The 24,125-nt window shown below is 70.3% G+C and carries 18 protein-coding genes; 10 read left to right on the top strand and 8 right to left on the bottom strand.

Features of this window, described 5'->3' with window-relative positions; all coding sequences use genetic code 11:
- Positions 1–39: 39 nt before the first annotated feature.
- Both lon and ACZ7M7_RS11065 read right to left on the bottom strand, forming a co-directional pair.
- Positions 40–2,454 (bottom strand): endopeptidase La, encoded by a 2,415-nt coding sequence (gene lon / locus ACZ7M7_RS11070; RefSeq protein WP_472114972.1) that lies wholly within the window; start codon positions 2,452–2,454, stop codon positions 40–42.
- A 274-nt stretch (positions 2,455–2,728) separates the two neighbouring features.
- Positions 2,729–3,559 carry a rhomboid-like protein gene (locus tag ACZ7M7_RS11065; RefSeq protein ID WP_472114969.1) on the bottom strand — a complete coding sequence of 277 codons (831 nt, stop codon included), beginning with the start codon at positions 3,557–3,559 and terminating at the stop codon, positions 2,729–2,731.
- Positions 3,560–3,709: 150 nt separating this feature from the next.
- Here ACZ7M7_RS11065 and ACZ7M7_RS11060 point away from each other — a divergent pair, with 150 nt between their 5' ends.
- The 6 genes from ACZ7M7_RS11060 to ACZ7M7_RS11035 all read left to right on the top strand — a co-directional run bounded on the left by ACZ7M7_RS11060 (position 3,710) and on the right by ACZ7M7_RS11035 (position 13,900).
- Positions 3,710–4,387 carry a spermidine synthase family protein gene (locus ACZ7M7_RS11060; protein ID WP_451169478.1) on the top strand — a complete coding sequence of 226 codons (678 nt, stop codon included), beginning with the start codon at positions 3,710–3,712 and terminating at the stop codon, positions 4,385–4,387.
- 132 nt (positions 4,388–4,519) lie between these two features.
- Positions 4,520–5,257 carry a response regulator transcription factor gene (locus tag ACZ7M7_RS11055; protein WP_030956984.1) on the top strand — a complete coding sequence of 246 codons (738 nt, stop codon included), beginning with the start codon at positions 4,520–4,522 and terminating at the stop codon, positions 5,255–5,257.
- Complete coding sequence (locus tag ACZ7M7_RS11050) at positions 5,254–6,360, top strand: sensor histidine kinase (RefSeq protein WP_383602795.1); 1,107 nt, start codon at positions 5,254–5,256, stop codon at positions 6,358–6,360. The genes ACZ7M7_RS11055 and ACZ7M7_RS11050 overlap by 4 nt, the downstream gene beginning before the upstream one ends.
- 291 nt (positions 6,361–6,651) lie before the next feature.
- Positions 6,652–10,461 (top strand): multifunctional oxoglutarate decarboxylase/oxoglutarate dehydrogenase thiamine pyrophosphate-binding subunit/dihydrolipoyllysine-residue succinyltransferase subunit, encoded by a 3,810-nt coding sequence (locus ACZ7M7_RS11045; protein ID WP_472114965.1) that lies wholly within the window; start codon positions 6,652–6,654, stop codon positions 10,459–10,461.
- A gap of 179 nt (positions 10,462–10,640) precedes the next feature.
- Positions 10,641–10,973 (top strand): CU044_2847 family protein, encoded by a 333-nt coding sequence (locus ACZ7M7_RS11040; protein WP_472114962.1) that lies wholly within the window; start codon positions 10,641–10,643, stop codon positions 10,971–10,973.
- Complete coding sequence (locus ACZ7M7_RS11035) at positions 10,970–13,900, top strand: ATP-binding protein (protein WP_472114959.1); 2,931 nt, start codon at positions 10,970–10,972, stop codon at positions 13,898–13,900. The genes ACZ7M7_RS11040 and ACZ7M7_RS11035 overlap by 4 nt, the downstream gene beginning before the upstream one ends.
- Positions 13,901–13,917: 17 nt before the next feature.
- Here the strand turns inward: ACZ7M7_RS11035 and ACZ7M7_RS11030 are convergent, their stop codons facing one another.
- Positions 13,918–14,916, bottom strand: a complete 999-nt coding sequence (locus ACZ7M7_RS11030; RefSeq protein WP_427839966.1) for a hypothetical protein — start codon at positions 14,914–14,916, stop codon at positions 13,918–13,920.
- A 126-nt stretch (positions 14,917–15,042) separates the two neighbouring features.
- Here ACZ7M7_RS11030 and ACZ7M7_RS11025 point away from each other — a divergent pair, with 126 nt between their 5' ends.
- Positions 15,043–15,225, top strand: a complete 183-nt coding sequence (locus ACZ7M7_RS11025; RefSeq protein WP_003997970.1) for a DUF6104 family protein — start codon at positions 15,043–15,045, stop codon at positions 15,223–15,225.
- 716 nt (positions 15,226–15,941) lie between these two features.
- Here ACZ7M7_RS11025 and ACZ7M7_RS11020 read toward each other — a convergent pair.
- Positions 15,942–16,787 carry a hypothetical protein gene (locus ACZ7M7_RS11020; protein ID WP_472114956.1) on the bottom strand — a complete coding sequence of 282 codons (846 nt, stop codon included), beginning with the start codon at positions 16,785–16,787 and terminating at the stop codon, positions 15,942–15,944.
- A gap of 183 nt (positions 16,788–16,970) precedes the next feature.
- On the opposite strand from ACZ7M7_RS11020, the gene ACZ7M7_RS11015 reads away from it, so the two are divergent.
- A complete protein-coding gene (locus ACZ7M7_RS11015) occupies positions 16,971–17,984 on the top strand; it encodes a DUF4097 family beta strand repeat-containing protein (RefSeq protein ID WP_472114953.1) in 1,014 nt (337 codons plus the stop codon).
- A gap of 1 nt (position 17,985) precedes the next feature.
- Entirely contained in the window at positions 17,986–19,035 is a 1,050-nt protein-coding gene (locus ACZ7M7_RS11010) for a helix-turn-helix transcriptional regulator (RefSeq protein ID WP_472114950.1), read from the top strand.
- Between the two features lie 133 nt (positions 19,036–19,168).
- On the opposite strand, the gene ACZ7M7_RS11005 is transcribed toward ACZ7M7_RS11010, so the two are convergent.
- The 4 genes from ACZ7M7_RS11005 to ACZ7M7_RS10990 form a co-directional block, all read right to left on the bottom strand.
- The gene (locus tag ACZ7M7_RS11005) at positions 19,169–19,738 is read right to left on the bottom strand and encodes a Clp protease N-terminal domain-containing protein (protein WP_472114947.1); all 570 of its coding nucleotides are present in this window, start codon (positions 19,736–19,738) and stop codon (positions 19,169–19,171) included.
- A complete protein-coding gene (locus ACZ7M7_RS11000) occupies positions 19,738–19,947 on the bottom strand; it encodes a helix-turn-helix domain-containing protein (protein ID WP_039651429.1) in 210 nt (69 codons plus the stop codon). The genes ACZ7M7_RS11005 and ACZ7M7_RS11000 overlap by 1 nt, the downstream gene beginning before the upstream one ends.
- A 134-nt stretch (positions 19,948–20,081) precedes the next feature.
- Entirely contained in the window at positions 20,082–21,047 is a 966-nt protein-coding gene (locus tag ACZ7M7_RS10995) for a zinc-binding dehydrogenase (protein ID WP_383602824.1), read from the bottom strand.
- 184 nt (positions 21,048–21,231) lie between these two features.
- Positions 21,232–22,455, bottom strand: a complete 1,224-nt coding sequence (locus tag ACZ7M7_RS10990) for an NAD(P)-dependent malic enzyme (RefSeq protein WP_383628284.1) — start codon at positions 22,453–22,455, stop codon at positions 21,232–21,234.
- Positions 22,456–23,128: 673 nt separating this feature from the next.
- On the opposite strand from ACZ7M7_RS10990, the gene ACZ7M7_RS10985 reads away from it, so the two are divergent.
- Positions 23,129–24,094: an ABC transporter substrate-binding protein gene (locus ACZ7M7_RS10985; protein WP_383602827.1), complete on the top strand. Its 966-nt coding sequence runs from the start codon at positions 23,129–23,131 to the stop codon at positions 24,092–24,094.
- Positions 24,095–24,125 lie beyond the last annotated feature (31 nt).

Below are 24,125 nucleotides of genomic sequence, written 5' to 3'. Positions count from 1 at the left end.
CTCACGGGAACCCGGGCCTTGCCCATCCGGTCGCGTCCGTCACGCCGCGATCGGAACCTCCGGCGCCGCGCCGTTGGTGGCCGGCGACAGCGCCAGTTCCAGGACCTGGCGGACGTCGGTCACGGCGTGGACGTCGAGCTTGTCCAGCACCTCGGCCGGGACGTCGTCCAGGTCGGCCTCGTTGCGCTTGGGGATGATCACCGTGCTGACCCCGGCGCGGTGTGCCGCCAGCAGCTTCTGCTTCACGCCACCGATCGGCAGCACCCGGCCCGTCAGCGAGACCTCGCCGGTCATCGCCACGTCCGTGCGGACCAGCCGGCCGGACAGGAGCGATGCCAGCGCCGTCGTCATCGTGATGCCGGCGCTCGGGCCGTCCTTGGGGACCGCGCCCGCCGGGAAGTGGATGTGCACGCCCCGGTCCTTGAGGTCGGCGACCGGTAGCTCCAGTTCCGCGCCGCGCGAGCGGAGGAAGGACAGGGCGATCTGTGCGCTCTCCTTCATCACGTCACCCAGCTGGCCGGTCAGCGTCAGACCCGCCGCGCCCGTCTCCGGGTCGGCCAGCGACGCCTCGACGAACAGGACGTCACCGCCCGCGCCCGTCACCGCCAGCCCGGTCGCCACGCCCGGCACGGCCGTACGGCGCTCCGCCGGGTCCTGGGCGGACTCGGGCACGTGGTGCGGCCGGCCGATCAGGCCGCGCAGGTCGCCGTCCTCGACGGTGAACGGCAGCTCCCGCTCGCCCAGTTCGTGCTGTGCCGCCACCTTGCGCAGCAGCCTCGCGATGGACCGCTCCAGGGTGCGGACGCCCGCTTCGCGCGTGTACTCACCGGCGAGCTTGCGCAGGGCGCCCTCGTCGATGGCGACCTCGTCCTTGTTCAGGCCCGCCCGCTCCAGCTGGCGCGGGAGCAGGTGGTCACGCGCGATGACGATCTTCTCGTCCTCGGTGTAGCCGTCGAGGCGGACCAGCTCCATACGGTCGAGCAGGGCCTCCGGGACGGCCTCCAGGACGTTGGCGGTGGCGAGGAAGACCACGTCCGACAGGTCCAGTTCCACTTCCAGGTAGTGGTCGCGGAAGGTGTGGTTCTGGGCCGGGTCCAGGACCTCCAGCAGGGCGGCCGCCGGGTCGCCCCGGAAGTCGGACCCCACCTTGTCGATCTCGTCGAGCAGCACCACCGGGTTCATCGACCCGGCCTCCTTGATGGCCCGCACGATCCGGCCGGGCAGCGCGCCGACGTACGTACGCCGGTGGCCGCGGATCTCCGCCTCGTCCCGTACGCCACCGAGGGCGACGCGGACGAACTTGCGGCCCATGGCGTGCGCGACGGATTCGCCGAGCGAGGTCTTGCCGACGCCGGGCGGGCCGACCAGCGCCAGCACGGCACCGCCACGCCGGCCGCCGACGACACCCAGGCCGCGGTCGGTACGGCGCTTGCGCACCGCGAGGTACTCGGTGATGCGCTCCTTCACGTCCTCCAGACCGGCGTGCTCGGCGTCGAGGATCGCCTTGGCCCCCTGGATGTCGTACGCGTCCTCGGTCCGCTCGTTCCACGGCAGTTCGAGCACGGTGTCGAGCCAGGTCCGGATCCACGACCCCTCGGGCGACTGGTCCGAGGACCGCTCCAGCTTGTCGACCTCCTTGAGCGCGGCCTCGCGGACGTTCTCGGGGAGGTCGGCGGCCTCGACGCGGGCGCGGTAGTCGTCGGACTCCTCGCCGTCCTGCTCGCCGTTGATCTCACGCAGTTCCTTGCGTACGGCCTCCAGCTGACGCCGGAGCAGGAACTCGCGCTGCTGCTTGTCGACACCCTCCTGGACGTCCTTGGCGATGGTCTCGGCGACATCCTGCTCGGCGAGGTGGTCGCGCAGCTGCTGAGTGGCGAGCTTGAGGCGGACGACCGGGTCGGCGGTCTCCAGGAGCTCCACCTTCTGCTCGGTGCTCAGGAAGGGCGAGTAACCGGAGTTGTCGGCAAGGGCGGAGACGTCGTCGATGGCCTGGACGCGGTCGACGACCTGCCAGGCGCCGCGCTTGCGCAGCCAGGCGGTGGCGAGGGCCTTGTACTCCTTCACCAGGTCGGTGACCTGTCCGGGCAGCGGCTCGGGCACGCTCTCGTCGAGGCGGGTCCCCTCGACCCACAGTGCCGCACCCGGTCCGGTCGTCCCGGCGCCGATCCGCACGCGGCCGCGACCGCGGATCAGGGCGCCCGGGTCGCCGTCGGCCAGCCGGCCGACCTGCTCGACGGTGCCGAGCACACCGGTGCTCGCGTACGTCCCGTCGATGCGTGGCACCAGCAGTACCCGTGGCTTTCCTGGCTGTGACCTCGCGGCGGCCTGAGCGGCCTCCACCGCGGCGCGCACGTCGGCGTCGTTCAGGTCCAGCGGGACCACCATTCCGGGCAGCACCACCTCGTCGTCGAGCGGCAGCACGGGCAGGGTGAGCGGTGTGGACGTCGAAGCCATGATCTCCCCTTCGGCAGTCAAGTTGAGTTATGCCGACTCAATGCACGGGACGCTTCGAATGTTCCCCGGCCCCCGTTCGCTGTGAGCGATCAGTTACGCCACAGGCCGTGACCTCGGCTTCTGTCGGGTGAACGGTGGCCGGGGCCTGATCCTTCCCGCACCGTCCCCGGCCTCGTCAGCGGCCTGTGCGCGCTCGGCATGCGCGGCGCCGAGCCGGACCTGCTCATGACGCCGGGGCGGGGCGACCCCGGTCGAGCGGCGGGGCCGGGAGTGCCTACCGGGCGCCGGTCGCGACCCGCACGTGTGGTCGCCCGAGACCGGCCGACTCCGCCGGGTACCACCCGCGCACGACCGGCCACATGGCGATCCCGATGGCCAGGGCGATCAGGTGGCCCCAATTGGTCAGCGGGTCCGTGAGAGCGACGAGGTCCTGGATCAGCATCCCGCCGAACAGCGCCGGCACCGTCCACCGCAGCCACGGCCGCAGCAGCCCGCTCAGCGCGCCGATGCCCGTGGCGACGCCGAAGCTGACGCCGTAGTCGAGACGGTGCAGCGAGCTGTCGGGAAGGTGGCCGACCAGTACGGCGAGCCCCACCGGGACCTCGGTCACGAGGGTGGCCAGGACGTGCCCGGTCAGGAAGACGACGGCCGTGCGCATGCCGCCGATCCGTCGCTCCAGCGCGGTGAGCACCAACAGGAAGGCAAGCGTGTACGGCGCCACGAAACCGCCCGCGATCCACAGCGCGCTGGCGAGCAGCACCGTCACGGGCGTGCCCACGAGGTGCGCCACGTCGGTGCTGGAGCCCTGGTGCAGGGCGTGGACGAGGGCGGGGTCGGCATACCTGGTGACGAGCGAGGTGCCGGCCAGTACGGCGGCGTAGGCGAAGGTGAACGGTGTGCCGGTGGGAGTGGGGAGCAGACGCCAGGGGCGGCCGTGGCGGGGCAGGGACGCGGACGCTTCAGAGGGGCTCGGCGCAGTCGCCGTCGCGCCCAGTGGTCCGCGCTGCCGCGGCATCCCGTCCAGCAGCTCGGCAACCTCGGGCAGGCCCGCCTCACCGGGCACGGGAGCCGAGCCCGGCACGCCCCCGGCCGCAGTCCGTTCCAAGGTGAGGCGCCCTTTCCGTTTCCCCCACCCTTCGCCCGCGTCCCACGCGTGTCTGTGACCGGCGCCACAACAAGGACGATTCTCAGCAACCTCTCAACCAGCCCCCGGCAAAACGTTCAGCCCACCATTCGGGCCTGCCAGGATGGCCCGATGCCCACTTCGTACGACATCCCCGAAGTCCTGGACCGTCGCGAGGGCCCGCACGGTGAGGTCGTGCTGCGGCGGCACGGTGAGCTGCTCCAGATCATCGCGAACGGCTGCTTCCTGATGGACACCTCCGACGGCCGCTCGGAACGGCTGCTCGTCGACGCTGCACTCGGCGCGCTGGACGGCCGGCCGGGGCCCAACATGCTGATCGGCGGGCTCGGCGTCGGGTTCTCGCTCGCACACGCAGCGGCCGATCCGCGCCCGGGAAGGATCACCGTCGTCGAGCGCGAGCGAGCGATTATCGACTGGCATCTCGACGGCCCGTTGTCCGACTTCTCCGCCCCGGCCCTCGCGGACCCGCGCACCGAGATTCTGGAAACGGATCTCGTGGCGTACGTACATGAGACTTCCGCCACGTATGACGCCCTGTGCCTCGACATCGACAACGGGCCCGGCTGGACTGTCACCGAGGGCAACGACGGCCTCTACTCACCGGCCGGACTGGCAGGCTGCGCAGGGGCGTTGAGGCCCGGCGGGGTGCTTGCCGTATGGTCCGCACAGCCATCACCGGAATTCGAAGAAACCTTGTGTAATGCCGGATTCCAACAGGTGCGTACCGAAGAGATCCCCGTTGCCCGGGGCGTTCCGGACGTCGTACACCTCGCCGTACGACCTGGATAGCCCTGGCGCGGTGACTCCCCGTACTCTGCTCACCTGACGCGGATCATTCAAGCGTCAATCGCAAGCATGAGCAGGCATAGCCAGTCAGCGGGATCACCCCACGGATTCCGGAAAGCAACTTTGGGGCGGGCGATGGAGCAGACACACACCTCCCACAACGGCACGGCGGCGACCCCGGGCGCGCAGCGCCGGGTCCTGGTGGTCGAGGACGATCCGACCATCGTGGACGCCATCGCGGCCCGCCTGCGTGCCGAGGGATTCCTCGTACAGACGGCCGGCGACGGTCCGGCGGCGGTCGACACGGCCGAGGCGTGGCAGCCCGACCTGCTGATCCTCGACATCATGCTGCCGGGCTTCGACGGTCTGGAAGTCTGCCGTCGTGTGCAGGCCCAGCGGCCGGTTCCGGTGATGATGCTGACCGCGCGCGACGACGAGACCGACATGCTGGTCGGGCTCGGCGTGGGCGCCGACGACTACATGACCAAGCCGTTCTCGATGCGGGAGCTGGCGGCACGCGTGCATGTGCTGCTGCGCCGGGTCGAGCGGGCCGCACTGGCCGCCACGACCCCGCGGTCGGGCATCCTGCGGCTCGGCGAGCTGGAGATCGACCACGCGCAGCGCCGGGTGCGGGTGCGCAGTGAGGATGTTCACCTCACGCCCACCGAGTTCGACCTGCTGGTGTGCCTGGCGAACACCCCGCGCGCGGTGCTCTCCCGTGAGCAGCTGCTCGCCGAGGTGTGGGACTGGGCGGACGCCTCCGGCACCCGCACGGTCGACAGCCACATCAAGGCGCTGCGCCGGAAGATCGGCGCCGAGCGGATCCGTACGGTGCACGGCGTGGGCTACGCCCTGGAGACGCCGACGCCATGAGCGACGGACCGGCCGCACGGAGAGGCCCCGGGGAGCCCTGGGGCGGCGTACGTCCGTTCTCGATCAAGACCAAGCTGGGCGCGCTGGTCATCATCGCGGTACTGATCACCACCGGCCTGTCGATGATCGCGGTGCGCACGCAGACGGAGCTGCGCTTCATCACGGTCTTCTCGATGATCGCCACACTGCTCATTACGCAGTTCGTGGCCCATTCGCTCACCGCGCCGCTGGACGAGATGAACACGGTGGCCCGGTCCATCTCGCACGGCGACTACACCCGCCGGGTGCGCGAGAACCGCCGCGACGAGCTGGGCGACCTGGCCGGGACGATCAACCTCATGGCCGACGAGCTGGAGGCCCAGGACCAGCAGCGCAAGGAGCTGGTGGCGAACGTCTCGCACGAGCTGCGCACCCCGATCGCGGGCCTGCGGGCCGTCCTGGAGAACGTGGTCGACGGCATCGCCGAGGCCGACCCCGAGACCATGCGCACCGCCCTGAAGCAGACCGAGCGGCTCGGCAGGCTCGTGGAGACGCTCCTGGACCTGTCCCGCCTGGACAACGGCGTCGTACCGCTGCACATGCGGCGCTTCGAGGTGTGGCCGTACCTGTCCGGCGTGCTGAAGGAGGCCAACATGGTGTCCTCCGCGCGCGGGGGCATGGCGTCGGGCTCCGGCAGCCACACCCGCACGGACGTCCATCTGCACCTCGACGTCTCCCCGCCGGAGCTGACGGCGCACGCCGACCCCGAGCGCATCCACCAGGTCGTCGCCAACCTCATCGACAACGCGATCAAGCACAGCCCGCCGCACGGCCGCGTGACGGTCAAGGCGCGGCGCGGGGTGCAGCCGGAGTCACTGGTTCTGGAGGTCCTGGACGAGGGGCCGGGGATTCCGAAGGCGGACTGGCACAAGGTCTTCGAGCGCTTCAACCGCGGCGCCGTCCGCCGGCCGCACGGGCCGGGCAGCGACGGCGGTACGGGTCTGGGTCTGGCGATCGCACGCTGGGCCGTCGATCTGCACGGCGGCCGGATCGGGGTGGCCGAATCCGAGCGGGGTTGCCGGATTCTTGTCACACTTCCCGGGCAGCCTTCCGTACCAAGTTGACGTAAAGTTCGAAGCGGAGCATCAAGATCCACGTGCGTCCTGCCTGACGGACACGTGTGATCAGGTACGGACCTGCGCTTTGGGCGCGCCAGGTCGAGATCCCGTCGTCCCCTGTGCGGTCATCCGAAGTGGAACCACGCTTGTTTCCCGCCATTTCCAGGCCCGAAACACGCTTTCCGATGTGACTTACACGACGATGACCTTGCTCAGCCTGACCTTCTCGGCCATGGAGGCGTAGCCTTTATTCCCGCTGTCCATCACCTTGTGAAGCGGAAGAGGGCGGTTGCCGCCGTGTCGCCACAGTCCCCCAGTAACTCGAGCATCTCGACCGACACCGACCAAGCGGGCAAGAACCCCGCGGCCGCGTTCGGGCCGAACGAGTGGCTCGTCGACGAGATCTATCAGCAGTACCTCCAGGACCCGAATTCGGTAGACCGTGCCTGGTGGGACTTCTTCGCCGACTACAAGCCGGGAGCGCCTGCCGCCTCGGCTCCGGCGGGTACCGCGGCCGCGGGGGCCGCGGGAACCACCAGCACGGCTCCGGCGGCCCCCGCCGCCCCGGCTGCTCCGGCCGCCCCGTCGGTCCCCGCGCCGGCCCCCGCGGCCCCGAAGCCCGCTGCCGCCGCGCCCGCCGCTGCGGCCCCGGCTCCGGCTGCGTCGAAGCCTGCCGCGCCCGCCCCGGCCGCGAAGCCCGCTCAGCCGAAGAAGGCCGAGCCCACCGCCGCTGCCGCCGACGGTCCCGAGTACGTGACGCTGCGCGGCCCGTCCGCCGCGGTCGCGAAGAACATGAACGCCTCGCTGGAGGTGCCCACGGCCACGTCCGTGCGCGCGGTCCCGGTGAAGCTGCTCTTCGACAACCGCATCGTCATCAACAACCACCTGAAGCGCGCCCGGGGCGGGAAGATCTCCTTCACGCACCTGATCGGCTACGCGATGGTGCAGGCCATCAAGGCCATGCCGTCGATGAACTACTCCTTCGCGGAGAAGGACGGCAAGCCGACCCTGGTCAAGCCGGAGCACATCAACTTCGGCCTCGCCATCGACCTGGTCAAGCCCAACGGCGACCGCCAGCTCGTGGTCGCGGGCATCAAGAAGGCCGAGACCCTGAACTTCTTCGAGTTCTGGCAGGCCTACGAGGACATCGTCCGCCGCGCCCGCGACGGCAAGCTCGGCATGGACGACTTCACCGGCGTCACGGTCTCCCTGACCAACCCCGGCGGCCTCGGCACCGTGCACTCCGTCCCGCGTCTGATGCCCGGCCAGTCGGTCATCATGGGCGTCGGCTCCATGGACTACCCGGCGGAGTTCCAGGGCACCTCCCAGGACACCCTGAACAAGCTCGGCATCTCGAAGGTCATGACGCTCACGTCGACCTACGACCACCGGGTCATCCAGGGCGCCGCGTCCGGCGAGTTCCTGCGGGTCGTCGCGAACTTCCTGCTCGGCGAGGGCAACTTCTACGACGAGATCTTCGAGTCGCTGCGCATCCCCTACGAGCCGGTCCGCTGGCTCAAGGACATCGACGCCAGCCACGACGACGACGTCACGAAGGCCGCCCGCGTCTTCGAGCTGATCCACTCCTACCGGGTCCGCGGCCACGTCATGGCCGACACCGACCCGCTGGAGTACCAGCAGCGCAAGCACCCCGACCTGGACATCACCGAGCACGGCCTCACGCTCTGGGACCTGGAGCGCGAGTTCGCGGTCGGCGGCTTCTCCGGCAAGTCCCTGATGAAGCTGCGCGACATCCTCGGCGTGCTGCGCGACTCGTACTGCCGCACCACCGGCATCGAGTTCATGCACATCCAGGACCCCAAGCAGCGCAAGTGGATCCAGGACCGCATCGAGCGCCCGCACACCAAGCCGGAGCGCGAGGAGCAGCTGCGCATCCTGCGCCGGCTGAACGCGGCGGAGGCCTTCGAGACCTTCCTGCAGACGAAGTACGTCGGCCAGAAGCGCTTCAGCCTGGAGGGCGGCGAGTCCGTCATCCCGCTGCTGGACGCGGTCCTCGACTCGGCCGCCGAGTCGCGGCTGGACGAGGTCGTCATCGGCATGGCCCACCGCGGCCGGCTGAACGTGCTCGCGAACATCGTCGGCAAGTCGTACGCGCAGATCTTCCGCGAGTTCGAGGGCAACCTCGACCCGAAGTCGATGCACGGCTCCGGCGACGTGAAGTACCACCTGGGCGCCGAGGGCACCTTCACGGGCCTGGACGGCGAGCAGATCAAGGTCTCGCTCACCGCCAACCCCTCCCACCTCGAGGCGGTCGACCCGGTCCTGGAAGGCGTCGCGCGCGCCAAGCAGGACATCATCAACAAGGGCGGCACGGACTTCACCGTCCTGCCCGTCGCCCTGCACGGTGACGCGGCCTTCGCGGGCCAGGGCGTCGTGGCCGAGACGCTCAACATGTCTCAGCTGCGCGGCTACCGCACCGGCGGCACGGTCCACATCGTCATCAACAACCAGGTCGGCTTCACGGCGGCGCCCGAGTCCTCGCGCTCCTCCATGTACTCGACCGACGTGGCCCGGATGATCGAGGCCCCGATCTTCCACGTCAACGGCGACGACCCCGAGGCGGTCGTCCGCGTTGCCCGCCTGGCCTTCGAGTTCCGCCAGGCGTTCAACAAGGACGTCGTGATCGACCTCATCTGCTACCGCCGCCGCGGTCACAACGAGTCGGACAACCCGGCCTTCACCCAGCCGCTGATGTACGACCTGATCGACAAGAAGCGCTCGGTGCGCAAGCTCTACACCGAGTCCCTCATCGGTCGCGGCGACATCACCCTGGAAGAGGCCGAGCAGGCCCTGCAGGACTACCAGGGCCAGCTGGAGAAGGTCTTCACGGAGGTCCGCGAGGCCACCTCGCAGCCGGCCGTCGCGGAGCCCTCCGACCCGCAGGCCGAGTTCCCGGTGGCCGTCAGCACGGCGATCACCACGGAGACCGTCAAGCGGATCGCCGAGTCCCAGGTCAACATCCCCGACCACATCACCGTCCACCCGCGTCTGCTGCCGCAGCTGCAGCGCCGGGCGTCGATGGTCGAGGACGGCACCATCGACTGGGGCATGGGCGAGACCCTCGCGGTCGGCTCCCTCCTGCTGGACGGCGTCCCGGTCCGGCTGGCCGGCCAGGACTCGCAGCGCGGTACGTTCGGCCAGCGTCACGCGGTGATCATCGACCGCGAGACGGGCGAGGAGTACACGCCGCTGCAGTACCTCTCCGAGGACCAGGCGCGGCTGAACGTCTACAACTCCCTGCTGTCCGAGTACGCGGCCATGGGCTTCGAGTACGGCTACTCGCTGGCCCGCCCGGACGCGCTCGTGATGTGGGAGGCCCAGTTCGGCGACTTCGTCAACGGCGCCCAGACGGTCGTGGACGAGTTCATCTCGTCGGCGGAGCAGAAGTGGGCGCAGACGTCCGGCGTGGTTCTGCTCCTCCCCCACGGCTACGAGGGCCAGGGCCCGGACCACTCGTCCGCCCGCCCGGAGCGCTTCCTCCAGCTGTGCGCGCAGAACAACATGACGGTCGCGATGCCGACGTCCCCGTCGAACTACTTCCACCTCCTGCGGTGGCAGTCGCACAACCCGCACCACAAGCCGCTGGTCGTCTTCACCCCGAAGTCGATGCTGCGTCTGAAGGCCGCCGCCTCCAAGGCGGAGGAGTTCACGACCGGGCAGTTCAAGCCGGTCATCGGCGATGCGTCGGTCGACCCGGCCGCGGTCAAGAAGGTCGTCTTCTGCGCCGGCAAGGTCTACTACGACATCGAGGCCGAGCGGAAGAAGCGCGGCGTCACGGACACGGCGATCATCCGCATCGAGCGCCTGTACCCGCTGCCGGGTGCCGAGCTCCAGGCCGAGATCGCCAAGTACCCGAACGCCGAGAAGTACCTGTGGGCCCAGGAGGAGCCGGCGAACCAGGGTGCGTGGCCGTTCATCGCGCTCAACCTGATCGACCACCTGGACCTCGCGGTCGGTGCCGACGTCCCGCACGGCGAGCGCCTGCGCCGCATCTCGCGTCCGCACGGCTCGTCCCCGGCCGTCGGTTCCGCCAAGCGGCACCAGGCCGAGCAGGAGCAGCTGGTGCGTGAGGTGTTCGAGGCCTGAGCCCCTCAGGCCCGACCCTCTGCACGGGTCCGATCGGAAGGCCCGGCCCCGAGTCCATGTGACTCGGGGCCGGGCCTTCCGGCGTTTACGGTCAACTCGCCTGCCGTGCGACTAGATTGAGGGGCGGACACGCTGAACCGACCCGTCAGCAAGGCGGGTTGTGACCCACGGGGGAACGAATGGCCGAGCTGCTGCGGATCGCCATGGACGACGAGGACAGTTCCGCGCGACTGGTCGTGGAGGTCGAGGACGACGAGCCCGGCATGGTCCGCGCCTCCCGCGTCGGCGACCGTATGCGCGAGGCCTCCGTGTCCCTGGAGGAGGCCCTGGCCCCCATCAGACAGGCCGCCGAAGCCACCCTGCGCACGTTCCAGGCGGCCCAGCCCACCACGGTGGAGCTGGAGTTCGGCGTGAAGCTGAACGCGAGCGCGGGCGCGGTGCTGACCAAGGCGGGGGTCGAGGGGCATATCGTCGTCAAGCTGGGCTGGGAGAAGAGGGACCCGTCGGCGTGAGCTTCAAGGGGTGGTCGGTACGCATCTCCGCCACCGACGGCACGATCTGCGGTGCGGGCGTCCATCTCGGGCAGAACCTGGTCCTCACCTGCGCCCACGTGGTCACGGACGCTCTGCGCCCGGGCCCTTTCGACGCGCCGGACGGACAGGTACTGGTCGAGTTCCTCGGCACGGCGTCCCCGGCCCCGCTCCCCGCCACCGTTGCCGAGGGCGGCTGGTGGCCCGTGGGTGAGCGCCAGGAGGGCGACGCGGCGGTACTGCGCCTGACCGCCGCCGCGCCGACCGACGCGGTACCGGCTCCGCTGAACACGGACTGGCGACGCGGTGACACGGTCTGGGCCTACGGCTACCCCAGACACCGTGACCTCGCCGCCGGCGTGCACGCGTCCGCCACTGTGATCGGCGAGACGATGACCACGGGCTGGGTCCAGCTCAACGACCGCCACGGCAACGGCGTCGAGATCCAGCAGGGCTTCAGCGGCGGCGGAGTCTGCGACGCGGATGGCAGCAAGGTGTTCGGCATCGTCGTCCTGGCGTTACAGGCCGAGCGGATGTCCTGGGTGCTGCCGGTCGGACTCGTCGCGGAGCGGCTGCCGCTGGTGCGGGAGGCGCTGACGGCCGCCGCGATTCCCCAGCAGCGGAGTGCCGAGTCGGAGTGGGACGGTCTCGGCACTTCCTACGAGTTGCCCGCCGACATCCGCGACTTCACCGGCCGCGCCCGCGAGATCGCCGAACTGATCGAGCAGATCAGAGAGAACACGGTGGGCCCGGCGATCCACTCCATCGCCGGCATGGGCGGACTCGGCAAGACGAAGCTGGCCGTCCACCTCGCCCACAAGCTCGCGCCGGACTACCCGGACGGGCAGCTGTTGCTGGACCTGGAGGCCCACAAGGCGGGCGCCGAGCACCGCCCGCTGTCGACCGAACACGCCCTCCTGGCGGTACTGCAGGCCACCTTGGGCAAGCCGCAGAACCTCAACGACACCGCCCGTCTGGGCCGGATGTGGCGCGACGTCATGCGCCGCCGTCGCCTGATCGTCGTCCTGGACAACGCCGACTCGTACCAGCAGATCACCGAACTCCTCCCCGAACACCCCGGCTCCCTGGTCCTGGTCACCAGCCGTCGCAGACTGGACGAGCTGGGTGTGGAGGGGTCGGTGCCGTTGGCGCTGGAGGAGTTCGACGAGGAGACGTCCGTACGGCTGTTCACGGCCATTGTCGGCGAGCCGCGGGCCGCCACGGATCCGGAGGCGGTGCGGGACATCGTCCGGCTGTGCGGCTTTCTGCCGCTGGCGATCCGGGTCAAGGCGTCGCTGGCGGCCGGGCGGCAGCGACGTTACCCGCTCGCCCGGATCCGAGACGAGATGGCCAAGGAGACGGACCGGCTGAAGGGCCTGCGCGCCGGGCATCTGTCGATCCACGCCGCGTTCAGCACGTCGTACGGTTGTCTGGGTGACCGTGAGCGGGAGTTGTTCCGTCGGCTGGGACTCCATCCGCCGGGGAGTGTGAGCATGCGGGCCGCGGCGGCGCTGGTGGACGATCCGGTGGCGGCCGAGGACGCGATCGACGTCCTGGTCACGGAGAGCCTGGTCGGCGACGAGGGCGGGCGGCTGCACATGCACGACCTGCTGCGGGAGTTCGCACGGGAGCGGCTCGCCGCCGACGAGCGGGGGTGGGAACGGCATCGGAAGGTGGCGGGGCAGCTGCTGGACTTCTACCTGGCAGTGGCGCTGGCGGCGCAGCGCACGCTGATTCCGGCCCGGCCGGTCGCCGACAGTCCCGACTGCGAGCATGCCCAGCTCCCCGACGTCTCCGACCGGAAGGCAGCGCTGGCCTGGTTCCGGGCCGAGCGGGAGAACCTGCTGCGCTGTGCCGACCTCGCCGAGGAATTCGGGCAGACCTCGTATCAATGGCGCATTCCTCGGGCCATCGGCCACTTCCTGTCCCTGGCGTCCGAGACGGACGTGGCCATCAAGGCGTACGAGACGGGGCTGACGGCCGCGCGTGGGCGGGACCCGAGGGCCGTGGCGGATCTGAACGCACTGCTGGGTGAGGCCTACCGGGTGGCGGGGCAGCAGGACGCGGCGCGCGAGGCACTGCGGGCGGCCCACGACCACTACGCGGCAGCGGGTGACAGAACCGCGGCGGCGGACATGCTCACCCGGAGCGGCTACGTCCGGGAAAACCTCGGTGACCGAGCCGGTGCCGTGGCCGACTGCGAGCGGGCGTTGACCGAATTCACCTCGCTGGAGGACGAGTTCGGGATGGCCGAGGCCAATTACACGCTGGGGATGATCTGGCGGTTACGCGGCGAGTACGCTCGCGCGCTGCCGAATCTGATCACCGCCGGGTCGCTGTTCCAGGAGCTCGACTACTCCCTGGGGGAGGCGCGTTGCCTCAACCTGACCGGGGTCGTCCTGCGCCTCCAGGACAGCTCGTACGAGGACGCCCTTCCCTTGCTGAGCCTCGCCGAGGAGCTCTACGAGGCGGCCGGCGACATCCGCGGTCTCGCCCACGCGATCAACAACCGCGCGTCGGTGCTGGGACTCCTGGGCCACGTCGACGACGCCGTGGCCATCCACAGCCGTGCACTCGAACTCCTGCACCGCACCCGCAGCTTCGCCTACCCGGACGCCCTGCTCGTCGGCGCCGACCTGCGGAGCAGACAGGGCGACCACGAGTCGGCGGAGCAGCAGCTGCGGGAGGCACTCGCGTACTACGAGCCCGCGCAGGCCCGGTTCGGCCAGGCCCGGGCGCACCTGCTGCTGTCGGCGGCCCTGCTGGGTCAGGGGCGAGCTGAGGAGGCACTCGTCCAGGCCCGCGAGTCACTGAAGCTCTACCGCGAGCTGGCGAGCGAGAAGGGCGCGAAGCAGGCCAGGGCGGCCGAGGCCGAGTGCCTCGCCGCCCTGACGGCGGACGCCACCTAGCGCAGGGGTGTCCGAGCTCAGGGTGTCTGGCGCAGGGCATCCACGAGCCGGGCCAGCGACCGCACGGTCGACCGCACCTCGAGCAGATACTTGGTCGCGCTGAACTGCTGCGCGGCCATCCCCGCCAGCACCCCCGGCTCGTTCCCGACGGTGTCCACCTCCACCCCGTACGGCAGCTTCAGCATCCGCACGGCGGCGGCGTGCTGTGCCGGCACATAGATGGCCGTGGTCACCAGCAGCAGCCGCTCCCCGGGCTGCAGCGCGGCGATCTGCTTGGCGAAGAAGGCGTAGCTGTCCGGTGTGTCCGCACGCCGCCGCTCCGGCTCGCTGGACGGCGCGGCCACGACCTGGACAGGCATCCCGTCGGGCGTCCGGTACCGGCGCACGCCCCAGGTTCCGCCGGGCAGGTCGGACTCCTCACCCTCCACAGACTCCGGCGCACCGAGCCCGAAGGCACGACGCGTCCCGAAGTCCATCGCCTCGTACTCCTCCTCGAGTTCGGGCGCCCCGGCCTGGGCGGCAAGCTCGAACTCGTCGCCCACGAAGGGGCGGTGGCCGCCGAGGGCGGTGACTGAGCCGGCGGTCACCCGTCCGGTCTGCACCAGATGAGCGGCGTACGCGGTGCGCACCAGGCAGGCGCGGATGAGGCCGCCGAGCATGAGGACGTGGTCGTAGCGGTCGTAGCGGAGCCGGGTGCCGCCGTGCATGCCGAGCGCCTCAGCCGCCGCCAGCACCAGTTCCTCCTGGTCCGGCCGCATCGGCAGCTCGTCGGCCAGGTTGCGCTCCCGGCCACGGCGCGTGTCCCACCGGTCGGTGAACGCGTCGAGCCGCGCCAGGCGCTCGGCGACGTCGCCCTTCTCGGCGGCCAGGTCGCGGGCCAGTTCATGATCCTGCTCGGTCCTGGAGAATGCCTCGACCAGGGCGTGCACCGGCGCGGAGGCCAGCCAGCCGTCGATGTCCCCGGCCGGATCAAGCCCCGTTCCGACAAGGGGTACTTGGTCGAAGTGCGCGCCCATGAAGATCCGTCTCCGTATGGATAGACAACCTCTCGCCGCCCAGTGTTCCACGGGCCGGAGGACGGCCCGGCACTGGCGGCACCGGCCCGGCACGCATGCGTGCCGGGCACGACATATCCTCACTGCATGTACTTCACCGACCGAGGCATCGAAGAACTGGAGAAGCGGCGCGGCGAGGAGGAGATCACCTTCGAGTGGCTGGCCGAGCAGCTGCGCACCTTCGTCGACCTGAACCCCGACTTCGAGGTACCGGTGGAGCGTCTGGCGACGTGGCTGGCCCGGCTGGACGACGAGGACGACGACGTCTAGGCGACGAGCAGGGGGTCGGCCGACTCTCCGGGTGTGAGGGGTCCGTTCTCGCAGGACGCCCCCGGCGGATGCCTTCGCCTCGATGCGGGACGCCCTTGTACGGCCTCCCGAGCGGGCACCGGTGGCGGGGCCGGGGCACGCGGCAGTACGGCTGGCGGACAGCGACGACCGTCGGCATCGGAGAGCCCTCAGCCCAGTGGCCGCACCGCACCTCCGCCGCGGGCCCTCCTCCAGCGGCACTTCCGCCGAACCATCGCCGTGCGGACCTCGCACGACGGCCGTGGACTCGCCTCCTCCCTGCGGCCGAACCAGCGTCACCTTCCCCGATCGAGCGACCGACGAGGCAGCCCCGCACGACCGCCGCAGCCCCCAATCCGGCCCGGCTACCCAGACCACCCCCACCCACCTCGATTCACCCACCGCCAAGGCCAAGCCGACCCACCCCCTCCCGAACCCCACACCACCACCGCAGCCCCCTCCGACCCCCACCCGGCCGGCGTCACCCTCCCCCATCCATCCGCCGACAAGGCACCCCTGCGCGACCCCCGCACCACCGCCGCAAACCCCACAGCAGGCGCCGCACCACCGCCTCGCCCTCCAGCCCAGCCGTAGTACCCCCCTCGCTCGCCGCTAGCCCCCCAACCCAGCCGCCGTACCCCCCTCGCTCGCCGCTAGCCCCTCAACCCAGCCACCACCCCCCAACCTCCCCAGCCCCGTCAGTCCAGCGGCCGCACCGCCTCGTACGCCAGCCCCAGCACACCGTGGGCCAACAGCACCGTGCCCGCCGCGAGCCAGCCGCCGCTGTGCCGGCGCAGGCCCCAGGCCGCGAGGGGCAGGCCGGTCGCGATCTGGGTCAGGGCGAGGGCGCGGGCCTTGCGGCCGCCGGCCCAGGGGAGCCAGGGGCCGAGGCGGCCGCCCTCGACGGCGTCGAGTTCCGCGCGGAAGGCTTCGCGCCAGCCCCACCACTCGATGAGGCGGATGTGTGGCTGTGCCCGGGCGGCCGAGTCGAGGCTGTCGGCGCTTTCGCCGGGCGCGAGGCCATCGGGCAGGGACAGTCCCGCGCGCGTGAGGACGGCGACCAGGCCACGCATGCGTGCCCGCGCGTCGGCCTCGGGGTCGGGGCGCGTCAGCTCGTCGAGGGACTGCACGTCCAGGACCGGATCGAGACCGAGCCGGCCCGCGAAGGTGCGCATCGCCTCGTCCTCGCCGACCGGGGTGCCGTTGGCGAGCCAGACGTAACCGACGGGGCGACGGAAGCCGGAGGCGAGGGTGTATCCCGCGCGGTCGGTGTCCCACCACAGGGCGAGGACGGGCCAGTGCGCGCCGACGGCGAGGGCGGTGGCCCAGCCGGTGAGGACGCGGTCGATCGGCTCGTCGTCCTCCAGCCAGGGCCGCCCCTCGGGCACGAGCACGCTCCACTCCCCGCCGGCCGGCACGAGCAGCATGTCCTCGCGCAGCAGCCGGGCGACGGGCCCGACGGACTCGGGGTCCGCGCGGCAGAGCAGCAGGGCGCCCGGGGCGGGACGGGCCTGGCGGGCGACGCTGGACTCTTCCGTCGGCATGCCAACACGCTAGGCCGATTTATCCACTTCGCGTGACTTGTGATCACCAGAACGAGTGCCTTGACTTTCCCCGTCCGCGATATATCGTGTTTAGCAGGAGACGCGATATGGCGTGTCATTGCTCATTGTTCAGGTCCGCCCCGGCCCGCGCGGCCGTGTCCGGTCGCCCAGGAGGTCCGCACCATGTCCGAGTGGTCCGTAGCAGAGCCCAGGAAGCTCACCTTCGACGAGCCGGTGAGCGAGCTCCATGTGCGCATCGTCAACGGAACGGTGAACGTCGTGGGCACGGACGAAGGTTCCGCCCGCCTGCAGGTCTCCGAGATCGAGGGACCGCCCCTGGTGGTCACCCAGGAGGGCGGCACCCTGTCGGTGGCGTACGAGGACCTGCCCTGGAAGGGCTTCCTCAAGTGGCTCGACCGCAAGGGCTGGCGCCGCAGCGCGGTGGTCTCCCTCGCGGTGCCGACGGACACGCGCGTCGAGGTGGGTGTGGTCGGCGCCGGGGCAGTGGTCTCCGGGATCCAGGGCCCGTCGGTGGTCAAGGGCGTCACCGGGGACACCACACTCGTCGCCCTGTCCGGCCCGGTCCGCGCCGACACGGTCTCCGGGAACCTGGAGGCCCAGGCCGTCACCGGCGACCTCCGCTTCAACTCCGTCTCCGGCGACCTCACGGTCGTGGAGGGCTCGGGTTCCTCCGTGAAGGCCGACTCGGTCAGCGGCTCCATGATCGTCGACCTCGACCCGGACGGCCCGACCGACGTCCGGCTGACCAGCGTCTCCGGCGAGATCGCCATCCGCCTGCCGGCCCCGGCGGACGCGGACGTGGAGGCCAACACCGCGAGCGGCACGATCTCCAACGCCTTCGAGGGCCTGCGGGTCCACGGCCAGTGGGGCGCCCACAAGATCACCGGCCGCCTGGGCGCCGGCACCGGCAAGCTCCGGGCGACGACGGTCTCCGGCTCGATCGCGCTGCTGCGCCGCCCACCGCGGGAGGAGGAGCCGTGGGAGGCGGAGGCCTGGGATGACCCCGAGCCCACGACGGACGCCGTCCCGATGGCGGACAGGGCCCCGACGACGGCCCCGCTGAGCGACACACACCATGGCCCGGGGGACAATTCCGTCTCCGGCCAGGGCGAGGAACCGACCGACGCCCCACCCCACGCCCCGGCCGACGGCACGACCGACAAGAAGGTGCTCTGACATGCCCCCCGTCTTCGCCCACGGCCGCCTCCGCCTGTACCTGCTGAAGCTGCTGGACGAGGCCCCGCGCCACGGCTACGAGGTGATCCGCCTCCTCGAAGAGCGCTTCCAGGGGCTGTACGCACCGTCGGCCGGCACCGTCTACCCCCGCCTCGCCAAGCTGGAGGCCGAGGGCCTGGTCACCCACACCACCGAGGGCGGCCGCAAGGTCTACGCCATCACCGACGCCGGCCGCGCCGAACTGGCCGACCGTAGCGGCGAGCTGGCCGACCTGGAGCTGGAGATCAGGGAGTCGGTCGCCGAACTCGCCGCCGAGATCCGGGCCGATGTGCGCGGCGCGGCGGGCGACCTGCGCCGCGAGATGCGGGCAGCCGCGACCGAGGCCCGCACGGGCTCGTCCGCCAAGACGGACAGCCCCTTCGGCGACTTCTCCGACTACACCGACAAGGAGGCGTGGCGCGCCGCCAAGGACGAGATGCGCCGCGCCAAGCAGGAGTGGAAAGAACAGGCCCGACGCGCCAAGGACGAGAGCCGCCGCGCCCGCGAGGAGGCCCAGCGTGCCCGACGTCAGGCCAAGGAGGCCCAGGACCACGCCCGCGCCCAGGCCCAGGAGGAGGTCCAGCGCATCGCCCGCCGGGTCCAGGAACACGTACAGGACCACTTCGCGCGCGGCGACTGGCCCACGGGCGTACGGGAGGGCCTGACCGAACTGGCCAAGGAGTTCGGCGACTTCGGCAAGGACTACAGCAAGGAGTTCGGCAGGGACTTCGGCTTCGGCCGCCCCGGCACCCCCAAGTCGGCACAGCAGCCCACCGACTACTCCGGCACCCCCGAGGACTTCCCGGCCGACTACGAACCCACCTGGGCCCACGAGTCGCCCACCGACGACCCGGCCCGCGACCTCGACCGCCTGCTCGACCGCTTCCGCGACGACATCCGAGACGCGGCAAGGGACCACGGCGTGACCCCGGACCAACTCCGCGACGCCCGCCGCCACTTGTCGACAGCGGCAGCACACATCGGAGCACTACTGCGCACACCGAAGCCCTGACGCCACGCCCCTGGGCAGCGCGGCGCCCACTTCAGCGGCACCGCACTGCCCAGGCAGGCCGGCCCAGGAGCCGAGCCCCCGCAGCCACGCCCAGCGGCACAACAGCCGGGCTTCCCCGACCCCTTCCCCCTCCTCACCCAGCCTTGGCCTCCCCCTCTCCCCCTCCCCCCAGCACCCGGATCGCAGCCTCATACGTCACGCCGTGATCTGCGAGGACCTCGGCCGGGACGCCGGGGCGGCTGGTCAGGGCCAGGAGGATGTGCTCGTCGCCGATGTGCCGATCCCGGCGCGCGATGGCGATACGCAGTGATCGCTCCAGCACGTCCTTGGCCTCCCGGCTGAAGGAGCGGCGCCCCGACCACCACCCCGTGTCCTTCCGGTCCCCGGACATCGCCCCCACACCATGGACCTCCTCGACCCGGGCGACGATCTCCCCCACGTCGATCCCCAACCCGGCCAGCGCCTCTGCTTCGGCCTGCGAAAGCCCACCCCGCCGCCGAGCCTCCCCCAATGCCAGCCGCGCGGACTCCAACCACTCCCCACCGCCGAGCGCGGCAAGCGCGAACGAGGCCCGGCTTCCCTCCCGATCGAGCAGGGCGAGCAGCATGTGCTCGGCGCCGACGGTCTGCACCCCTCCCCTCTCGGCGTGCTCAACGGCCCCCGTGACCACGGCACGGGCATCCTTCGTGAACCGCTCGAACATCAACGCCTCCCGTACTTCTTGTGCACGGCCTGCCTGCTGACCCCGAGTTCCGCGGCGATCTCCTGCCACGACCACCCCTGATTGCGCGCACTGCGCACCTGCACGGCCTCCAGCTGCTCCAGCAGCCGGCGCAGCGCGGCCACGGCCCGTAGCCCGACCCGAGGATCACGATCGCCCGCCCGCGCCGCAAGATCTGTTGCTTCGGTCATGCTGTCAACGTAAGTTGACGCACCTGGACTCGTCAACCCCAGTTGACAGACCGGCCGAAAAAACAGCGGGCCCGAGGCAAAGCCCCGAACCCGCCGCAAGCCGCAGGTGCCGTAGTCGTACTCCGAACTTCGGACTACTCGTTGGTGAGCACGATCTTCCCGAACTGCTCCCCCGACTCCATCCGCTCGAAGCCCTCACGGGCCCGGTCCATGGGAAGCACCTCATCGATCACAGGCCGCACACCGGTGGCGGCACAGAAGGAGAGCAGATCCTCGAGCTCGTCCTTGGTCCCCATCGTGGATCCGACGATCTTCAACTCCAGGAAGAAGATCCGGGTGAGTTCGGCATGCGAGGGCCGATCACCACTGGTCGCACCCGAGATGACGAGCGTGCCCCCGGGCTTCAGCGACTTGACGGAGTGCGACCACGTGGCGGCGCCCACGGTCTCGATCACGGCATCGACCCGCTGCGGCAGCCGGGCCCCCGACTCCACGGCCTCCACGGCCCCCAGCTCGAGGGCCCGCTTGCGCTTGGCCTCATCCCGGCTGGTGGCGAACACACGCAGCCCCGCGGCCTTCCCGAGCACGATGGCAGCGGTGGCGACGCCACCCCCGGCCCCCTGCACGAGCACGGAGTCTCCGGGCCGTACCCCCGCGTTGGTGAACAGCATCCGATACGCGGTCAGCCAGGCGGTCGGCAGACAGGCGGCCTCGGCGAACGAGAGCTCCTTGGGCTTCGGCAGGACGTTCCAGGTCGGCACGGCGACCTGCTCAGCGAACGTCCCCTGATACCGCTCGGTGAGAATGGAACGAGGCTCCTTGGGGCCCACCCCGTGCCCGCTCTGTCCGATCACGGAGTGCAGGACGACCTCATTGCCGTCCTCATCGATCCCGGCGGCGTCACAGCCGAGGATCATCGGCAGCCGGTCCTCGGGCAGGCCCACCCCCCGCAGTGACCAGAGGTCGTGATGGTTGAGGGAAGCGGCCTTGACGTTGACGGCACTCCAGCCGGGACGGACCTCGGGGGCCGGCTGCTCCCCCAACTCCAATCCGGAGAGCGGCTGGTCGCGGTCGATTCGGGCGGCGTAGACAGCGAACATGACCTTGACGATAGGCTCCGCCGCCGACCGACGGAACCGCGACTCCCTGTGAGACACACCCTCTTGCCAAGGCACACGGGCCGGCGCAGGTCTGGACGCGAACCCCTGCCCACCCGAACGGCCCCGGCCCGGGGCAGAGAAATGGCCCCGTCCGGACGGACGGGGCCATTCACTCAACGGCACATCAGCGCCGCGCAACGCCTTCCGCCCGCGCCGCAGCGGCAACGGCCGCCGTAACGGCCGGAGCGACCCGCTCGTCGAACGGCGACGGGATGACGTAGTCCGCGGCCAGGTCGTCCCCGACGACCGACGCCAGCGCCTCGGCCGCCGCGATCTTCATGCCTTCGGTGATCCGGGAGGCCCGGACCTGAAGCGCTCCGGCGAAGATCCCCGGGAACGCGAGCACGTTGTTGATCTGGTTCGGGAAGTCCGACCGCCCGGTGGCAACGACCGCCGCGTACTTGTGCGCGACATCGGGGTGCACCTCGGGATTCGGGTTGGCCATGGCGAAGACGAACGCGCCCTCGGCCATGGAGGCGACAGCCTCCTCCGGCACCGTGCCACCGGAAACCCCGATAAACACGTCCGCGCCCGCCAGCGCCGCCTCCAGCGACCCGGTGATCCCGGCCTTGTTCGTGAACCCGGCCAGCTCCCGCTTGACCGACGTCAGGTCGTCCCGGTCGGCGGAGACCACACCCTTGCGGTCCGCCACGGCGACATCCCCGATCCCGGCCTCGACCAGCATCTTCGCGATGGCGACACCGGCCGCGCCCGCCCCCGAGATGACGGCCCGCAGATCCCCGAGCCCCTTCCCGGTCAGCCGCGCGGCGTTGCGCAGCGCAGCCAGCGTCACGACAGCCGTACCGTGCTGGTCGTCGTGGAAGATCGGGATGTCCAGCCGCTCCTGCAGCTTCCGCTCGATCTCGAAGCACCGAGGCGCCGAGATGTCCTCCAGGTTCACACCACCGAAGGACGGCGCGAGGCGAACCACGGTCTCGACGATCTCGTCGACGCCCGTGCAGTCGAGCGCGATCGGCACCGCGTCGACACCACCGAACTGCTTGAAAAGAATCGCCTTCCCCTCCATCACCGGAAGGGAGGCCTCAGGCCCGATGTCCCCGAGCCCCAGCACAGCCGTGCCGTCGGTCACGACGGCGACGACGGACGACTTCCACGTGTAGTCGTGCACGAGCTCCGGCTGCTCGGCAATCGCGCTGCACACCTTCGCGACGCCGGGCGTGTACGCCAGGGACAGGTCGTCCTTGTCACGGACCGGCACGGTGGCCTGCACGGCCATCTTGCCGCCACGATGCAGCGCGAAGGCCGGATCGAAGGAATCGAGGGGTTCGACCCCACCGTCCTGATCGGTATTGCCTCCGCCGCGAGGATTGACGATCTCCGCTGCCACTTTGTCTGACCCCTTAAGTGTTCATGGTTTGAGGGTGGAACCACTCCTGGTGAGAAGTGGGCGGGACCGCGTATGGCCCTGCTCGTTGATACGTACGACGTACGACGTACGGACCCATACGCGACGGCGCGCCGCACACGCGCCACGAGCCCCGGATGAGGGGTGTAAAGAACCTTCTTACCGGACGGACCGCGCCCCGACGAGTCCAATACGTGCAAGATCACATGGCGGGCAGGAAAACACCCACAGCGACAACACGAATCGGACACGAGCCGACGACGGAACCACTGCGATTCATGGCCAAATAAGCGGACAATAAGTAGACAATCCACACTGGAAACCACGAAAGGCGGCCAACAGCCCGCACACCAGGCCGACGGCCGGCCCGCATCCTGAGATAGGCCGAAGATCTTCCGGCCGGAAGGGCAGATTCCCGCAGAAGGTGCGGTCAGGATGTACCGACCTGAGACGGTTCGGGGGTAACCCGTTATCCGATTTTGACATCGCGAGCGCCCTGAATGCCTCAGTCCGAATGGCAAGATGCCGTAATCACACGAGGTCGCGACACTCGAAGGCGTGTGCTCTCGTCGGCCTATGAAACCAAGGCACCTGCCGAGTCCCGGCGGGGGCCCGCCCCATCGGCAACTCCACCCATCCGCCGGAGGAACCCACCATGACCGCAAGCACCACCCGTCGTACGACCGCCACACGCTCCCGGCTGGCAGCGGTCGCCTCGATCGCGGTCGCAGGCGCCCTGATTCTCACCGGTTGCGGTGACCAGACGAATGACGGCGGCAGCGAGGGCACCAACGAGACGGGGAACGCCAACAGCGCCCCGCTCTTCTCCAAGCTGCCCAAGAAGATCCAGGACGCCGGCGTCATCAAGGCAGGCACGAACGCCGAGTACGCCCCGATGGAGTTCCAGGAGGGCGGCAAGATCGTCGGCGTGGACCCCGACATCGCCGCGGCCCTGGGCGAGAAGCTGGGTGTGGAGTTCCAGTTCACCTCCGGCTCCTTCGACGGCCTGATCACGGCCCTGAACTCGGGCCGCTACGACGTCGCCATGTCCTCCATCACGGACACCCCGCAGCGCCAGGATGGCCTGGACGACAAGGGCAAGAAGCTCGGCCCGGGTGTCGACTTCGTCGACTACTTCACGGCCGGCACCGCCGTGTACGTCCAGAAGGGCAACCCGAAGAAGATCAACTCGATCGAGGACCTCTGCGGGCAGACGGCGGCCGTGCAGCGCGGTACGACGTACGAGAAGGCGCTGCAGACCCAGTCCAAGGCCTGCACGGACGACGGCAAGAAGAAGATCAACATCGAGTCGTTCGAGAACGACACCGAGGCCCAGACCCGCGTGAAGTCGGGCGGCGCCGTCGCCGGCGTCAACGACTACCCGGTGGCCGTGGACCTGTCCCGCAAGTCCGGTGGCGGCAACGACTTCGAGGTCGTCGGCGAGCAGGTCGACGCCGGTCCGTTCGGCATCGCGGTGAACAAGGACAACAAGGAGCTCACCGCTGCCCTCGAAGAGGCCGTCAACGCCATCATCGAGGACGGTACGTACGAGGAGATCCTCAAGAAGTGGGGCGCCGAGTCCGGCGCGATCGACAAGGCCGCGATCAACGGCGGCAAGTGACCGTCCCGGGCAAGACTGAAGGGCAGTCACA

Source organism: Streptomyces sp. NPDC111606, from assembly GCF_055656945.1.
The sequence above is the reverse complement of the archived record's forward strand: the minus strand, read 5'-3'. Positions and strand labels throughout refer to the sequence as shown.